The following is a 15,240-nucleotide window of genomic DNA, read 5'->3' as shown; positions in this document are numbered from 1 at the left end:
TTCAGTCGATCGTGACCTCGAGTTCGAGCACCCCGAGGTAGGCGGGTGCGCCGCCGCCGGTCTTCCGAAGTTCGGCGGCCGACGAGCCGATGTAGTCGTAGAACTCGGAGGGCGTCTGCGGGACCACGGGCGTCCCGTCGTCGCGTTTGAGATACGCCGGCGCGTCCGTCCGCTGAATTCGGTCGACCCGTTCGTCCCAGTCGCTGCCCGAGTAGAGGAAGACGCCGAAGGAGAACCGACCCGCGGCGAGGGCGTCGTGCTTCGAGTCGAACATCGTGGCTTCCTCCGTCTTGTACTCCTCGTCGCTCACCCACGCGAGCGCCGCCACGTCGCCGGCTTGCAGGAGATAGAGGTCCCAGCCGAGCGTCGCGTCGAACACCGCCCACGTGTTGCGGGGGCCGATCGTGTCGACTTCGACGCTGAACGCCTGTCGACCGGCGGAGCCGGACGGTTCGTGGACGAACGTGGCGTCGTAGCCGGGCGCGCGGATGCCGCGGTCGTGGTAGACGATCCCGTCGACGTCGATCTCGTCCTCGAGGTGGTCGACGATCCCCCGGACGGAGAACGCGCCCTCGTCCTCGAGGTGGTCGACGAACGTGGGAAACCGGGAGACGTCGGTCCACGGTCGATCGTCGGGCTGACTCATCGGTGACGGCCTCCGCTCGTCTGTTGACGTGGACGGATCGTTCCTCCACGCGTTTCACCGGCGTCGACAGTGTCGCTCATACGAACGAGAAGGTGACCTGTCCAGATTAGCCTTTCCGACCGCGGTCGCGTCCGCTCCGTCGCCACGACGGAGCGACACGTCTTTTTGACAGCGTCGGGCAGTAGGAGTATGGATCCAAAGCGGGAGCTTACGAGCGTCGACCTTGCCGCCCTCGTCGGGGAGCTCGGGGCCTACGAGGGGGCAAAGGTCGATAAGGCCTACCTCTACGGCGACGACCTCGTCCGACTCAAGATGCGGGACTTCGATCGCGGCCGCGTCGAACTCTTCCTCGAGGTCGGCGAGATCAAGCGCGCCCACACGGTCGCCCCCGAACGGGTTCCCGACGCCCCCGGCCGACCGCCGCAGTTCGCGATGATGCTCCGGAACCGACTCTCGGGTGCCGACTTCGCCGGCGTCGAGCAGTACGAGTTCGACCGCATCCTCGAGTTCGTCTTCGAGCGGGAGGACGGTACCACGCGGATTATCGTCGAACTGTTCGGTCAGGGCAACGTCGCCGTCACCGACGGCGAGTACGAGGTGATCGACTGCCTCGAGACCGTTCGCCTGAAGTCCCGGACCGTCGTCCCGGGCTCGCGATACGAGTTCCCCGACAGTCGAATCAACCCGTTGACGGTCTCTCGGGAGGCCTTCGACCGCGAGATGGAGGATTCGGACACCGACGTCGTCAGGACCCTCGCGACGCAGCTCAACTTCGGCGGGCTCTACGCCGAGGAGGTCTGTACCCGCGCCGGCGTCGAGAAGGGAATGGATATCTCCGACGCCGACGAGACCGTGTACGATCGGATCTACGAAGCCATCGAGCGCCTCGCGCTCGACCTGCGGAACGGAAACTTCGATCCCCGGCTCTACCTCGAAGATCCTGCCGAGGGCGGCGATGACGGTGGAAGCGACGACGGCGACGATACCGGCACCGACCGCGCCAGCGTCGTCGACGCCACGCCGTTCCCGCTCGAGGAGCACGTCGAACTCGCCGCGGAGCCCTACGACTCCTTCCTGGCCGCGCTCGACGACTACTTCTTCCGGCTCGAACTCGAGGACGAGGCGGAGCCGGATCCGACCGATCAACGACCCGATTTCGGGGAGGAGATCGCCAAACACGAGCGGATCATCGAGCAACAGCGGGGAGCGATCCAGGGCTTCGAACAGCAGGCCGACGAACTCCGCGAGCAAGCCGAGTTGCTGTACGCCGAGTACGGGCTGGTCGACGATATCCTCTCGACGATTCAGGACGCCCGCGAGCAAGAGCGCTCGTGGGACGAGATCGAGGAGCGCTTCGAGGAGGGTGCCGAACGAGGCATCGAAGCCGCCGAGGCGGTCGTCGACATCGACAGCAGCGAGGCGATGGTGACGATCGATATCGACGGCGAACGGATCGATCTCGCGGCCCACCAGGGCGTCGAACAGAACGCCGACCGCCTCTACACCGAGGCGAAGCGCGTCGGAGAGAAAAAAGAGGGCGCGCTGGCGGCCATCGAGAACACTCGAGCGGACTTAGAGGACGCCAAACGCCGACGCGACGAGTGGGAGGCGGCGGACCAGACGGACGAGGAAGACGACGAGGCTGACGACGGCTACGAGCGGGACTGGCTGTCGGAGTCCTCCGTTCCGATCCGCGATAACGAACCGTGGTACGATCGCTTCCGCTGGTTCCACACCAGCGACGGCTACCTCGTCATCGGCGGCCGCAACGCCGACCAGAACGAGGAACTCGTCAAGAAGTACCTGGAGCCAGGCGATACGGTCCTCCACACGCAGGCTCACGGCGGCCCCGTCACCGTCCTGAAGGCGACCGATCCCAGCGAAGCGTCCTCGTCCGATATCGAGCTTCCGGAGTCGAGCGTCGAGGAGGCCGCCCAGTTCGCCGTCTCCTACGCGTCGGTCTGGAAGGACGGGCGCTACGCGGGCGACGTCTACGCCGTCGATTCGGATCAGGTCACCAAGACGCCCGAGAGCGGCGAGTACCTGGAGAAAGGCGGGTTCGCGGTCCGCGGCGACCGAACCTACTACCGCGATACGCCGGTGGGAGTCGCGGTCGGCATCCAGTGTGAACCCTACACGCGGGTGATCGGCGGCCCGCCGTCGGCGATCGACGGGCAGGCGGAGACGACGATCGAACTCGAGCCGGGGCGTTACGCCCAGGCTGACGCGGCGAAACGGCTCTACCGGCGCTTCCGGGAGCGGTTCGAGGACGAGTCGTTCGTCCGCAAGATCGCCAGCCCGGATCGGATCCAACACTTCATGCCGCCGGGCGGCAGTCGGATCGCAGAGGAGTGAGGACGGGCCGCGAACGGCGTCCGATTACGGGTCGTTCGGTTTGCGCGCGATCACGGTTTCCGCCGCGTGCTCGTGGGGTTCGCCGCTCGAATCGTCCTCGAAAACGATCTCTTCGGTCGTTTCGATGTCCCAGTCGTCGTAGTACGCCGCCAACTCGCCCGGCACGTAAAAGTGCTCGTTGTCCGTCCAGTCCGGCGGCGTCGGAATCTCGGGGTGGTTGACGAACGCGAACAGCGCGTGGACGCCGCCGGGCGTCGTTTGCCCCTTGAAGTGCTCGAACTGTCCGTTCCGGCTCTCCGGCCGGATGTACTGAATCGTTCCGATCGAGTAGACGATATCGACCGGTTCGGGAAGATCGACGCTGTTCGCGTCGGCCTCGAGCGTCCGTATCGAGACGTTCCGCTCGTCGGCGAGGCGGCGGGCTTTCGCCAGTCCGTTGGCGGAGACGTCCATCGCGTAGACCGTCCAGCCCCGTTCGGCGAAAAACACCGCGTCACGGCCCTCGCCGGCCCCGATATCGACGACGGCCGGCGAATCTCGATCTGCAGCGACGACTTCGACCGTCTCCGTCGCCAGTTCGTTCGGTTCCGTCCCCCAGTAGTACGCGTCCCGTCCGTACACCCGCTCTCGTTCGTCGGCTCTCATACTCGGCGACACGTTTCGGACGGAGATACGTGAACTGGTTTCCGGACGTGCTCGTGACGAGACCCCCTCGACTGCGTCGGGTTGCACCTGCCGGGCTCAGGCCTACACCGCTGACTGCGCACTCACCGGTATGGTCGAAATCGATACCGACACCGAGTCGGATCTCGAGTTAGGGAAGGCCACGATCGTTTACGAGACGGCGACCGGCGACCTCGAGCGAGCCACCGTCGACAACGATCACATCGCCTACTTTCAGGACCACTGGCTGTTCGCGTACGGGACCGACGAGGACGGCAACGACGTCGTTCGCCGCGTTCCGAGGGAGCGCGTCCGCCACGTGGAGCGCTCCGTCGAGGAGATCGAGGAGACGTTCGAGACGGCCGTCGATAAAACGAAGAACACGCTCGAGGATCTGATGAACTGAGTTCGAGGCCCTTTCCGGCGGTATCGAGTCGTCTCCGGTACGCGATGGCACCTTCATTGTGGGCTCTCCGGACCTGTGAAAGCGTTATCTCGTCACAGCGCCTAGCATGACTATGTCACCCTCGCCCACCCCTTCGAGTGACGCGAGCGCCGACGACCGGATCCTCGAAACCGTCTCGGCGTGGCCCGGCGTCGCCGTCGGCCCGCACCGGCTCGGGACGAACGAGTTCACGCTCGACGGCCGGGAGATCGGGCACACTCACGGCGACCGCGTCGTCGACGTCAACTTCCCCAAGCGAGTCGCGGATCGTCTCGTCGCCACCGGCGAAACGAACAGGCACCGCTTCGCCGGCGGCGGCTGGACGAGTTTCACGATCGACTCGAGCGACGACGTCGACCGCGCGATCCGGCTGCTCCGACTCTCCTATCTCCACACCGCGCTCACGCTCCGCCGAAAACCCGCCGGACGGGCGGTTCTCGCCGACCTGGATCTCGAGACCGAACTCGAGGCGCTCGACGTGGACGACGAGATCGAATCGATTATCGCCCGGATGCGGCCGTAAGCACATCGGTTCCGGCCGAACGGTGTCGGCTTACCGCTGGTCTGGCTGGTTGTCGGCATCCGCGCGCTGGTGTTGATCGACTTCGCCGGTCCAGTACCGTTCCGAGTCGTCGTAGGACGCGCCGAGGGCGATCAGGAACCCGATGATCGCCGTCACGACGGCGATAGCGCCGACGGCGACGACGGCGAGCGGAAACACCGTTCCCGGCAGGATCTGTGCGGAGGTCAACAGGGACACCGCCGTCACGGCCGCGATGAGCGCGAGCAGCCGACCGAATCGACCGGTATCGAGCCCCTCCGTGGACTCGTCGGTGCCGATATCCAGCAACTCGTTGAGGACGCCGTTGTACTCGTCGTCGGTTGCGACGTTGCCGAGCGAGTGAATCGAGTGGGCGACCCAGAGTCCGGCGGTGAAGTTGAGCAGCGCGATGAACGAGAGCAAGCCCAGTTCTCCCCCGATGAACAGCCCCGCGAGTACCGCATTCGCAAACACGAGCACCATAACCGCATGTACCGCAAGCGAGCGCGTGCCGAAGTCTTCGAAGAGCTGAACGTGTGCGAGTTTCATGCTACCGTTTAGCTCGCAGTGAGGATACACCTGACCCCTTACTGTGCCAACTCCGCCACTCCAGAATCGGACTTCGTTCGGCGTTATTCTTAGGTTCCGGGCAGTAAATAGATCGACGAATATATGATATTTACGCTACAGTTCCGTACTATTATTACAGGTATTGTGGTATGTCACATCATGTGTCTTGATTGCATTGGGCGTGACACGACGGAGTCGGGTTCGAAATCGGACGACGGGTCCGAAACAACACGGGCGGACGGTAGCGGACAGTGGAAACGGCGAAAGTTCCTCCAAGCGACCGGTGCCGCCGCGGGGACCGGAACGATTCTCGGAACCCAGACCGGTCGGGTAGCAGCGTCGCACACCGAGTGTGCCGCCGCGGACCGATGGGTCGAGGCGGCGAATCACAGTTCGCGGGACTACGGCATCGACTGGATCGTCATCCACGTGACCGCGGGGGCCTATCAGGGCGCGCTGAGCACGCTGACCAGTTCGAGTTCGGGCGTGAGCTCTCACTACCTCGTGAAAAACTACGACTGGACCGACGGGCCGAGTCCGGGACACGTCGATCAACTCGTCCACCACGACCGCGCGGCCTGGCACGCCCGGTACATCGCCAACCACCGGTCGATCGGCATCGAACACGAATGGTTCGACAACAACGGCATCAGCGACGCGTGCTACGAGGCGTCGGCGGATCTCGTCCGCTGCATCGCCGACATGCACGACATCCCCCTCGAGTTCTACACGAGCAACACCTGCATTCAGAACGAACCCGGCGGGATCATCGGCCACACGCACGTGCCGGACGGTGACTGCAGCAGTTTCTCCCACGGCGGGCGAACCTGCCCCTACCCCGACTGGGATATGGGCCACTTTGCAAACCTCGTCAGGAACGGCGGGGGCGGCGGCGGCGGCGACAAGTTCGAGATGGACGACACCGTCGTCACGACGACCGCGCTCAACGGCCGCGAACAGCCCTGTCTCAACGACGATGTCGTGTTGACCCTCCCGGAGGGAACGCAGGGGGAAGTCATGAACGGCCCCGAAGAGTGCGACGGCATCACCTGGTGGGGGCTACACGTGCCGGCGTACAACGAGTGGGTCTGGTGTTCGGAGAACTACCTCGCGCACGCCTGACGGGGAAACCGTCGGATCCGTCACGCACTTACCGACCCCTCGAGAAGGGCCGGGTATGCAGATCAAAGACCGGGAGCGGATCGAGGGCGGACGCGAGCGGGTGACTGTCGTCCCCGAGAGCGTCGACGACCTCTGGCACTTGCAGTACGTCCTCGAGCCCGGCGACCGCGTCGCGGGCGATACGACCCGACGGATCCAGCGCAACGACGACCAGATGCGGGATACGGGCGGCGAGCGCGAACCCATGTGGGTCGCCATCGCCGTCGACGACATCGAGTTCCACAAGTTCGCCAATCGCCTGCGGGTCGGCGGCGAAATCGTCGCCTGCTCGCGCGAAGACCAGCTGGGATTTCACCACACGCTGAACGTCGAGGAACGCGAGGAGCTGTCGATCGAGAAACGGTTCAAGCCCGATCAAACGGCTCGCCTCGAGGAAGCCGAGGAAGCCACCGAGAACCCGGACGTCGCCATCGCGACCGTCGAGGAGGGACAGGCCCACGTCCACACGGTCGCCCAGTACGGCACCGAAGAGCGGGCGACGATCACCGGCACGACCGGTAAAGGCGAATACGCCCGCGGGCGCTCGGAGCTGTTCGCAGAGCTCTCGAAGGTCCTCAAACGCCAAGACGTCGATGCGATTATTCTCGCCGGACCGGGGTTTACGAAACAGGACGCCTACAAGTACCTCGAGAAGAACGAGCCCGAACTCACCGAGAAGATCACGATGGTCGATACCGCGGCCGTCGGCGACCGTGGGGTCCACGAGGTGCTCAAACGCGGGGCCGTCGCGGACGTCCAGCAGGAGACGCGGATCGAGAGCGAGGCCGAGTACATCGACGAACTCACCCGGCGGATGGCCGAGGGAGCGAAGGCCGCCTACGGCCCCGAACAGGTCAAACAGGCCGCCGAGTTCGGCGCGATCGAACGGCTGCTCGTGCTCGACGACCGGCTCCGAAAGGAGCGCGGCCCCGACGGTGACTGGGCGCTCGACGTCGACGAGATCGTCCGCACGACGGAACAGAAAGGCGGCGACGTGACGGTCTTCTCGAGCGAGTTTCCGCCGGGCCAACAGCTCTCGAATCTCGGCGGGATTGCGGCGCTGTTGCGGTACCGACTCGAATGAGCTGAGAACAGCCAGCGACTGCTGGCTCAGTGGGTCTCTTCTCGCACTTCGTCGTTCGCTTCGATCAACTGGATCAACACGGACGCAAACAGCGATCCCGAGCTCCAGATCGCCGTCTCGCTGCCATCGTCGTCGAGTACGCTGAGCAGGATGCTGTCGTCGTCGACGATAACGATTCGCCCCGACCGCTGATCCCCCTCACGGTGCACGGGCGGCGGTTCGGTCTCGACGCCCGCGATCGCGTCGAGTTGCTCTCGGACCTCGTCGGTCCGACTGACCACGAGCGTCGACACGCCGGCCGCGGCTCGTTCCTCGAGAGCCTCCTCGATCGACCTCGTGATGAGTTCCGGCAGCCGCGTTCCGAAGATGATCCGCTCCTCGGCGTTCGAGAGCAGGTCGACGATGCGGTCGTCGACCCGGTCACGACTCCGCACGGTCCAGATGTCCTCCTGGGTTTCCTCCGTCGTCGGCTCCTGTTTGACCGCGTCGACGTACTCGAAGGCCCGTTCTCGCTCGCGCTCGAACCGGTTTCGGAGCGTCTCCTCGGCCTCCTCGAGACTCACCGGCCGGTACCGAATCGGACTCGCTTGCTGGACCTCGAGCAGGCCGCGATCCTCGAGGCTCTCGGCGACGCTGTAGACCTGCGAGCGGGGCACGTCGGTAACGCTCGCGACGTCCCGCGCTGTGCCGGACCCCAGCCGATGTAAGGCGATGAAGACCTTGGCCTCGTAGCTGGTGAGTCCGAGTCGTTCGAACGCGTCGACGGCCTCGTTCTCGTCGTTCGTCATTCGTCGTCCCCTCGGGTGTCGGTCGTCGAGTCCGCGCCGCGTTCGGCGGGCGTGCCGCCGTCGCTCGCCGCCGCGGGGTTGGCCGCTCCCGGCGCGTCGAAGGAGACGTCCGGACCGAAGTACCGCGTCCAGAGCACCAGCAGCGTCGGCAGGACGACGACGCTCGCGAGGAACGCGTACGTAATCGTCAGCCCGGTGATAATCCCGAACTGGCGGAGTGCGGGGAGGATCGCGAAGGCGAGCGTCCCGAACCCGCCGACGGTCGTCGCAGCACTGCCGAGCAGGGCACCGCCGGTGCCGGTGACCGTCGTTTGCAGCGCCGACCAGACGTTGCCCTGGCGCTCGAGTTCGAGCGTGTACCGGTCGCTGACGTGGATGCTGTAGGCGACGCCGAGCCCGATGGTGAGGCTCGTGATCATCCCCGTGAGCACGTTGAAGGGCATTCCGATCAGGTACATCGTTCCGAGGATCCAGCTGACGGTTAACGCGACCGGGAGGAGCGTGACGGCACCCAGCGCCGCGCTATCGCCGGTCAGCCAGTAGGCGACCGACAGGAAGACGAACACGGCCACGAGCGTGATCAGCAGGCTCTCGAGGACCGTATTGAGCAGGTCCTGTTCGACGATGTGACTGACGATCGGGTCGCCGGTCGCGATGGCGATCCAGCGGCCGTCGCTGCCGTCCTCGACGGTATCGGCGAACGTGCGCACCTCGTCGGTCGTGTCGCCGGCGGCGGCGCCGCCCTGAACGCCGACGATCATCCGCGTCGCGTCGTAGTCCCCGTCGTCGGTCCGGTGGAGCACCTGACTCGCGGCTTCCTCGTCGGCCTCGTACAGCTGGTCGTACAGCGCCGTGACGTTCTCGTCGGGAACCCCGTCATCGTCGGTGTCGGCCGCGGTGAACGACTCGTTGAACGAGTCGTTCTGTGCGGCGACGCGCTCCATCGTCGACAGCGGATCCTGTACGTCCGCCTTGCCGTCCGCCCTCGTGTAGACGACGTCGCTCTCCGCGGCGTCGTCGCGCGTCTCGTTCATTCGCTCGAGTAGATCGGGGTCGTCGACGCCGCCACCGTCGCTCTCGACGAGGATCTGCGCCTGGGTGTCCTCGCGCTGGAAGTGCTGGTTGACGAAGTCCAGATCGGCCTTCGCGTGGTACTCGCCGGGGCTCATCGAGTCCGGTAGGTGGTCGGTCCAGGCCGGCGGACTCTCCGCGAGGAAGTCCTCCTCCTGGAAACTGGTATCGATTTGGGTCGCGCCGTAGACGCCGCCGGCGGAGAGCACGAGCACGAGCACGAGCACGACTAACGGCGCCTTTCGGGCGGCCACCGAGCCGACCGTCAGGATCTTGCTGAAACGGCCGCCGCCGGTTCCGAACGCGCGCTTGCGCCGGTCGAGGCCGCGCCCCTCGAGGAACTCGTCGATCTCGACCTTGAGCGCCGGGATCAGCGCGCCGAAGACGATCAACGCGGCGACGATCCCGACCGAGCTGACGACCCCGAACTCCCGGATGGGGCCGATCGGACTGACGAGGTTCGAGAGGAACCCGATGACGGTCGTCGCCGTCACCCAGACGAGCGCGGCGCCGACGCCGGCCAGCGCGATCCGCATCGAGCCGCGGACGGTACTTGCCTCGTCGTCCGCTTCGCGTTGCTCGCCGGTCGTCCCTCCCCGCTCGCTATCCGAGACGCTTCGCGTCTCGCGTTGCTCGCGGTGGCGCATGAAGACGTGTATCGCGTAGTCGATCGAGAGCCCGATCAACAGGACGGGCACCGCGACGAACATCTGGTTGAACGCGATGTCGGCCCAGCCCATGAAGCCGAACGTCCAGACGAGAACGGCGACGATTCCGACGACGCCCAGCACGATGTCCAGCAGGTCGCGGTAGGCGACCACCAGGGCCACGACGACGAACAGCAGGGCGAGCGGCCCGACGATGGCGAGACTGTCGCCCATCGATCGCTCGATCTCGTCGGTGATGATCCCGCCGCCGAAGACGACGTAGTCCTGATCTTGTTGGTTGGCGAGTTCGCGAATCTCGAGTTGGCTTTCGACGATTCGGTCGTCGAGTCCGCCCATCTCCTCCATCCCGTCGCCGGTCGTCGTCGACTGGGTGATCGAGGTCATCCGCGCCTCGGCTTCGGTGCTGCCCGGCTCGTACGAAGAGGACATCAGCGCGAGCGCGAAGTTATCTTCGCTGTCCGACGAGAGGGTCTCCGCCACGAGCTGTTCGTACTCCTCGTCGTCGAGGTCCTCGATCGCCTCGATCTGCTCGTCGAGCGACGGCTGCTCGTCGCCCTCCTGCAGGGCCCGCTGATCCTCCTCGAGCTGTGCGGAGTCTTCCTCGAGCGCCTGCTGGTCCTCCTCCAGCTGCGCGGAGTCCTCCTCCAGTTGCTCGTACTCGTCCGCGAAAATGCCGGCCGTCGCACCCTCCGAGACCTGCTCGAGATTCTCGGTCAGTTCCTGATACTCCTCGCTCTCCTCGGGATCGTCGGTCCCCTGTTCGATCTCCCAGCGCTGGGATTCGATCTCGCGGGCCTGGCCGATCCGTTCCTCGTACTCGGCGGCCTGTTCGTCGTCCAGATCGGCGGCGGCGATCGCCTCCTCGACGACGCCTTCGATCTCGGCTTCCGTCTCCGCGGCGGCTTCGTCCTCGCCGGCGGCCGTCTGGGCCGCGTACTCCCGCTGGAGGGCCAGCGACTCATTGAGCCCCGCCTCGAGCGCGCCCGTTCTGTTCTCGAGGGCGGCCTGTCGCTGTTCGAGTTCGGCGCCTCGCTGCTCGAGTTCGCCACCTCGTTCTTCGAGTTCCGCGACCTGCTCGTTGGTAATCGCGGTAATGGCGAGGATGTTCTCGACGCCGCTGATCGAGTCGTTTTCGGCCAGCGTCTCGTTGATCGACTCGTCGTCGCGAATCTGCTGTTGGAACTCGAGCGAGGCGATCACCGACTCCTGGCTGAGCACGTTGTCGCCGCGTGCGATCAGCTGTATGCTGGTGGTGTTTTCGTCGCTATCGGTCGCGAAGTAGCCATCCTCTTCGTCGGTACCCTGGATTCGCTCGAGGGCTTTCGCTTCCTCGGACTCGCTCTCGAACTGATCGAGCGACGAGTCGTCGTCGACCGGCATCCCCGCGCCGACGAGCGCCGTCAGCAACAGGAGGGCGACGATGACGACTCGAGAGTGTGACGTCACCGTGTCTGCGATACGATCTGGGATGTTCATCCGCTCACCCCTCCGAAATCAACCGTGCGACTGCTGGGGGACATTCTGTTGTTACGATCCTACAAACTTGGTGTATATACCTGTTCGGGTACGGGCGTCAGCGTGCGTAGTATTCGCATAACGGAACGCCTACGGCCCGTTATTCGGAACTGATTCGGACCGAGTTCCGCGAACCGAACTCGGATCGACGTCTTCGTCTCGAAAATGCGGATCCGGTTACTCGATGGAGATCGTTTTGAGATCCTCGGCGAACCGAACGTCACCGTCGTAGTGAGCGCCGATGGACTCGAGCATCTCGTCGTGGCGACCCTCGGTGTGGGGGTAGAGGTGCGTCAAGTACACGCGTCCGATTTCCCGGCCGGCCAGTTCCCGCCCGAGGGTTTCCGGCGTCGGGTGGTTCGAGACGTCGACGTCGTCGGGAAACGAACAGTCGTGAGCGAGGATCGCGGAGCCCTTGGCGAAGTTCGCGAGCCCGGCAAAGGCCTCGCTGTCGCCGCTGAACGTAAACAGATCGCCGAAGCGGTAGGCCAGACACGGCAGCGAGTGGCGGGTCTCGTAGGCCGAGACGTCGAAGCCTGCGACGGAAAACTCACCGGGGACGACCTCTCGAACCTGCAGTTCGAGCTTATTCTGCATGTACTCGTGAACCTCGAGCAGGTCGTCGAGCAGGGCCTTCGTCCCCTGCGGACCGACGATCTCGAGGTGTTCCTCGCCGGCGAGCCAGCGGGCTTTCATCAGCGGCAGTAGATCGGCGACGTGATCCAGGTGGTGGTGGGTCAACAGGACCGTCGAGACGCCCTCGTAGCCGACCCCTGACTGCTGGAGTCGGTGAAGGACGCCCGATCCGCAGTCGACGAGCAGGGTCCGGCCGTCGTTCTGGACGAGAATCCCCGTCTGGAACCGCTCGCCGGTCGGCATCGCGCTGCCGCTTCCGAGAAAGGTGACACGCATACTGAACTCTCGAACGGCCTGGCCGATAAGACTAACTGCTTCGGAGCGCCGGACGGGGCGACGCGGCCGCCTCCCGGGCGGACCGGTTAACTCCACGGCGCTCGAGACCGACGGTATGCGCGCTGCAGTACTCGAAGCCTACGGCGAACCGCTGTCGATCGAGTCGGTTGACGCTCCGGCGCTTGCTCCCCACGGCGTGGTCGTCGACGTCGAGGCCTGCGGGATCTGTCGGAGCGACTGGCACGCCTGGAAGGGCCATGGAGAGTGGGCCGACGATCGGGTGCCGCTCGGACAGATCCTCGGTCACGAACCCGCCGGACGCGTCGCTCGGGTCGGCGACCGCGTCGAAACGCTCGCGGTCGGCGACCGCGTGGCGATCCCGTTTAACCTCGGTGACGGATCGTGCTACCAGTGTCGAAACGGCCACGGAAACGTCTGCGAGGACGGCTACGCGCTGGGGTTCGAGCCGAGCGTCCCCGGCGCGTTCGCCGAACGGACCCACGTTCCGCACGCGGAGTTCAACGCCGTGGCGCTGCCGGAGGGCGTCTCAGCGGAAGCCGTGGCCGCGCTGGGCTGTCGGTACGTCACGGCGTTTCACGCGCTGGCTCACCGCGCCGATATCGACGCCGGCGACTGGGTAGCCGTCCACGGCTGTGGCGGACTCGGACTGGCGGCCGTCCAGATCGCCACCGCGCTGGGGGCGCGCGTGATCGCAATCGACGTTCGCGACGACCCGCTCGAGTTGGCGACCGATCTCGGTGCCGAAGAGACGATCGACGCGTCCGAACTCGAGGACGAGCGTACGGACGTTCCGGGGATGATTCGGACGATCACCGACGGCGGCGCGCACGTCTCCGTCGACGCGCTCGGACGCGCCGAAACGTGTCGCAACAGCCTCGAGTGTCTGCGGATCCGCGGCACCCACGTCCAGATCGGGCTGACGACCGCCGCCGAACGCGGCGAGGTATCGCTCCCGATCGACGAGATGACGCGCTGGGACGTTACCCTCGTCGGCTCCCGCGGCATGCCGCCGTCGCGCTACGACGAACTCCTGCGGATGATCGATTCGGGTGCGCTCGAGCCCGCAAAACTCGTCACGCGGCGCGTCGGACTCGAGGACGTCTCCGACCGCCTCGCCGCGATGACCGAGTACGAGACGCGGGGAGTCGAAGTGGTGACGGAGCTCTGATTCGCCGTTCGAGGGATCGATACCCGGAGCGACGGCGTCGGAGAGGCAGCCCGTCACGGACGGCTGCGAACTGATCGCCGTCGGTGCCTCACACGATCGGTTTCGGTTCGCCGAGTTTGGCGCTCACCCGCCGTCGACCAGACAGTAGGCGTGGCCGGGATCGTCCAGAACCGTCTCCGCGTCGTCATCGTAATAGTTCGAAAACGCGCCGCGCTCCGCGTAGTAGATCCGGCCGTCGACGGGGACCGGCGCGCTGGTGACGCGACCCCGGTTCTGAACCCGCCAACACCGTTCCCCAGTCGCCTTATCGAGCGCGTACAGATGGGAATCGTAGGAACCGACGAGCACCGTCCCCGCGGTGACGGTCAGCGCGCCGATGACGCGACCGTTGACGTCCGCCGACCACAGCAGCTCGCCGGAACCGGCGTCGAGAGCGTAGACGTGATTGTCGTCGCTCCCCGCGTAGACGATGTCCTCGTCGACGTCGACCGCCGGATTCGACATGATCGAGCCGTCGGTCTCGAACACCCACTCCTGAGAGCCGTCCGCTAGATCGATGCAGTAGAAGTTGTTGTCCCAGCTACCGACGTAGCCGTACCCGTCGTGGGCGGCGACCGTCCCCTTGATTTCGGCACCCGCCCGAAACGCGCCGCCCTCCCGCTGCTCGCCGTCGGCATCCGCCTGAAACTCCCAGGCGAACTCGAGCGAGGGAAACTCCCAGCAGTAGACGACGCCGTCGTTCGATCCGGCGAGGATCCGCCCCGCGTCGAGGTCGATCGTCGGCGACGGATGGGCCTGTCCCCAGATGCGGTCGTCTCTCCGGAGCGCCTCGCCCGTCTCGGCGTCGAACGCCCAGAGCGCCCCGGACGAGGGCGAGCCGTACTCGACGATGACGTACAGTACGCCGTCGTAGTAGGCGGGGCTCGAGCCGATCGCGAGCGTCCCCTCGAGATCCTCGGATCGCGTCCGCCAGACGATCTCGCCGGTTTCGATGGCCAGCGCGTAGAGGTCGCCGTCGTAGCCGCCGATGTAGGCGGTGTCGCCGACGACGGCCGCCGAGCCGTGGAAGCCGAGTTTCGTCGCGCCGGTCAGCGTCGACCACCGTTTCTCGCCGTTCGGCGCGTAGGCGTGAACCCAGCCGCTATCGCCGGCGAAGACGATGGTCTCGCCGTCGGGCGTCGGGACGGGACTGGACTTGGCTGCAGTGTGGCCGACGTAGTTGATCGGAAACGTCCAGTTGACGCGCACCGACGACGGAACGACCTCGTCCGGGAAGTAGCCGAGTCGACGCAGCCCCCGTCGGAACAGCGAGACGTCGTCGTCGGGGTGCGTCGCGTACTCGGAGACGGAGTCCACCGGGTCCGATCCGGAGCCACACCGTCCGTCGGTCCCGTCGGCGCTGTCGCCCAGCGTGTTCGGGAGTTCGACGCAGCCGGCGAGCCCCGTAACTCCGGCCGTACCGGTCAGACGGAGGAGCCGTCGCCGGGAGGTGCCGTCGGGGCTCTCTCGATCACGTCCGGCCGCCGTCGATTGGTTCGTCGGTCGCATTTCTGGTCCTGCTATCTGCCAAGAACGACGACGGCAAAAAGAATCGCGATCCGTCGGCCGGCCTCACACGAAGCCGCTCACTCT

At 65.7% G+C, this 15,240-nt stretch carries 13 protein-coding genes; 6 read left to right on the top strand and 7 right to left on the bottom strand.

The window, feature by feature from the left end; genetic code table 11:
* Position 1: 1 nt before the first annotated feature.
* Positions 2 to 646 carry a hypothetical protein gene (locus DWB23_RS02380; RefSeq protein ID WP_121741205.1) on the bottom strand — a complete coding sequence of 215 codons (645 nt, stop codon included), beginning with the start codon at positions 644 to 646 and terminating at the stop codon, positions 2 to 4.
* Between the two features lie 189 nt (positions 647 to 835).
* Between DWB23_RS02380 and rqcH the strand changes: the two genes are divergently transcribed.
* Positions 836 to 3,001 carry a ribosome rescue protein RqcH gene (gene rqcH / locus DWB23_RS02375; RefSeq protein ID WP_121741204.1) on the top strand — a complete coding sequence of 722 codons (2,166 nt, stop codon included), beginning with the start codon at positions 836 to 838 and terminating at the stop codon, positions 2,999 to 3,001.
* Between the two features lie 24 nt (positions 3,002 to 3,025).
* Here the strand turns inward: rqcH and DWB23_RS02370 are convergent, their stop codons facing one another.
* Entirely contained in the window at positions 3,026 to 3,646 is a 621-nt protein-coding gene (locus DWB23_RS02370) for an SAM-dependent methyltransferase (RefSeq protein WP_121741203.1), read from the bottom strand.
* Positions 3,647 to 3,776: 130 nt separating this feature from the next.
* Here DWB23_RS02370 and DWB23_RS02365 point away from each other — a divergent pair, with 130 nt between their 5' ends.
* Together DWB23_RS02365 and DWB23_RS02360 are read left to right on the top strand one after the other, a co-directional pair.
* A complete protein-coding gene (locus DWB23_RS02365; protein WP_121741202.1) occupies positions 3,777 to 4,070 on the top strand; it encodes a hypothetical protein in 294 nt (97 codons plus the stop codon).
* A 112-nt stretch (positions 4,071 to 4,182) separates the two neighbouring features.
* Entirely contained in the window at positions 4,183 to 4,632 is a 450-nt protein-coding gene (locus DWB23_RS02360) for a luciferase domain-containing protein (protein ID WP_121741201.1), read from the top strand.
* A gap of 30 nt (positions 4,633 to 4,662) precedes the next feature.
* Here the strand turns inward: DWB23_RS02360 and DWB23_RS02355 are convergent, their stop codons facing one another.
* Positions 4,663 to 5,199 carry a hypothetical protein gene (locus DWB23_RS02355; protein ID WP_121741200.1) on the bottom strand — a complete coding sequence of 179 codons (537 nt, stop codon included), beginning with the start codon at positions 5,197 to 5,199 and terminating at the stop codon, positions 4,663 to 4,665.
* A gap of 180 nt (positions 5,200 to 5,379) precedes the next feature.
* On the opposite strand from DWB23_RS02355, the gene DWB23_RS02350 reads away from it, so the two are divergent.
* Together DWB23_RS02350 and DWB23_RS02345 are read left to right on the top strand one after the other, a co-directional pair.
* The gene (locus DWB23_RS02350) at positions 5,380 to 6,342 is read left to right on the top strand and encodes an N-acetylmuramoyl-L-alanine amidase (protein ID WP_121741199.1); all 963 of its coding nucleotides are present in this window, start codon (positions 5,380 to 5,382) and stop codon (positions 6,340 to 6,342) included.
* Between the two features lie 55 nt (positions 6,343 to 6,397).
* The gene (locus DWB23_RS02345; protein WP_121741198.1) at positions 6,398 to 7,465 is read left to right on the top strand and encodes an mRNA surveillance protein pelota; all 1,068 of its coding nucleotides are present in this window, start codon (positions 6,398 to 6,400) and stop codon (positions 7,463 to 7,465) included.
* 26 nt (positions 7,466 to 7,491) lie between these two features.
* Here the strand turns inward: DWB23_RS02345 and DWB23_RS02340 are convergent, their stop codons facing one another.
* From DWB23_RS02340 to DWB23_RS02330, 3 genes are all read right to left on the bottom strand, one after another.
* A complete protein-coding gene (locus tag DWB23_RS02340) occupies positions 7,492 to 8,253 on the bottom strand; it encodes a TrmB family transcriptional regulator (RefSeq protein WP_121741197.1) in 762 nt (253 codons plus the stop codon).
* On the bottom strand, positions 8,250 to 11,468 hold the full coding sequence (locus DWB23_RS02335) for an MMPL family transporter (protein WP_121741196.1): 3,219 nt from the start codon (positions 11,466 to 11,468) through the stop codon (positions 8,250 to 8,252). Before DWB23_RS02335 ends, DWB23_RS02340 begins: the two co-directional genes overlap by 4 nt.
* A 216-nt stretch (positions 11,469 to 11,684) precedes the next feature.
* A complete protein-coding gene (locus tag DWB23_RS02330; protein ID WP_121741195.1) occupies positions 11,685 to 12,419 on the bottom strand; it encodes an MBL fold metallo-hydrolase in 735 nt (244 codons plus the stop codon).
* A gap of 115 nt (positions 12,420 to 12,534) precedes the next feature.
* Here DWB23_RS02330 and DWB23_RS02325 point away from each other — a divergent pair, with 115 nt between their 5' ends.
* Positions 12,535 to 13,608 (top strand): zinc-dependent alcohol dehydrogenase family protein, encoded by a 1,074-nt coding sequence (locus tag DWB23_RS02325; protein ID WP_121741194.1) that lies wholly within the window; start codon positions 12,535 to 12,537, stop codon positions 13,606 to 13,608.
* A gap of 123 nt (positions 13,609 to 13,731) precedes the next feature.
* Here DWB23_RS02325 and DWB23_RS02320 read toward each other — a convergent pair whose 3' ends face one another.
* Positions 13,732 to 15,156, bottom strand: a complete 1,425-nt coding sequence (locus DWB23_RS02320; protein ID WP_121741193.1) for an outer membrane protein assembly factor BamB family protein — start codon at positions 15,154 to 15,156, stop codon at positions 13,732 to 13,734.
* Between the last annotated feature and the right edge of the window lie 84 nt (positions 15,157 to 15,240).

This window comes from Natronorubrum halophilum, assembly GCF_003670115.1.
In the GTDB taxonomy this organism is placed as follows: Archaea; Halobacteriota; Halobacteria; order Halobacteriales; family Natrialbaceae; genus Natronorubrum; species Natronorubrum halophilum.
The sequence above is the reverse complement of the archived record's forward strand: the minus strand, read 5'-3'. Positions and strand labels throughout refer to the sequence as shown.

What these genes read in the sequence shown, in the direction of transcription:
- DWB23_RS02380 (WP_121741205.1), bottom strand. Translation starts at nt 646, where the DNA reads ATGAGTCAGCCCGACGATCGACCGTGGACCGACGTCTCCCGGTTTCCC.
- rqcH (WP_121741204.1), top strand. Translation starts at nt 836, where the DNA reads ATGGATCCAAAGCGGGAGCTTACGAGCGTCGACCTTGCCGCCCTCGTC.
- DWB23_RS02370 (WP_121741203.1), bottom strand. Translation starts at nt 3,646, where the DNA reads ATGAGAGCCGACGAACGAGAGCGGGTGTACGGACGGGACGCGTACTAC.
- DWB23_RS02365 (WP_121741202.1), top strand. Translation starts at nt 3,777, where the DNA reads ATGGTCGAAATCGATACCGACACCGAGTCGGATCTCGAGTTAGGGAAG.
- DWB23_RS02360 (WP_121741201.1), top strand. Translation starts at nt 4,183, where the DNA reads ATGTCACCCTCGCCCACCCCTTCGAGTGACGCGAGCGCCGACGACCGG.
- DWB23_RS02355 (WP_121741200.1), bottom strand. Translation starts at nt 5,199, where the DNA reads ATGAAACTCGCACACGTTCAGCTCTTCGAAGACTTCGGCACGCGCTCG.
- DWB23_RS02350 (WP_121741199.1), top strand. Translation starts at nt 5,380, where the DNA reads ATGTGTCTTGATTGCATTGGGCGTGACACGACGGAGTCGGGTTCGAAA.
- DWB23_RS02345 (WP_121741198.1), top strand. Translation starts at nt 6,398, where the DNA reads ATGCAGATCAAAGACCGGGAGCGGATCGAGGGCGGACGCGAGCGGGTG.
- DWB23_RS02340 (WP_121741197.1), bottom strand. Translation starts at nt 8,253, where the DNA reads ATGACGAACGACGAGAACGAGGCCGTCGACGCGTTCGAACGACTCGGA.
- DWB23_RS02335 (WP_121741196.1), bottom strand. Translation starts at nt 11,468, where the DNA reads ATGAACATCCCAGATCGTATCGCAGACACGGTGACGTCACACTCTCGA.
- DWB23_RS02330 (WP_121741195.1), bottom strand. Translation starts at nt 12,419, where the DNA reads ATGCGTGTCACCTTTCTCGGAAGCGGCAGCGCGATGCCGACCGGCGAG.
- DWB23_RS02325 (WP_121741194.1), top strand. Translation starts at nt 12,535, where the DNA reads ATGCGCGCTGCAGTACTCGAAGCCTACGGCGAACCGCTGTCGATCGAG.
- DWB23_RS02320 (WP_121741193.1), bottom strand. Translation starts at nt 15,156, where the DNA reads ATGCGACCGACGAACCAATCGACGGCGGCCGGACGTGATCGAGAGAGC.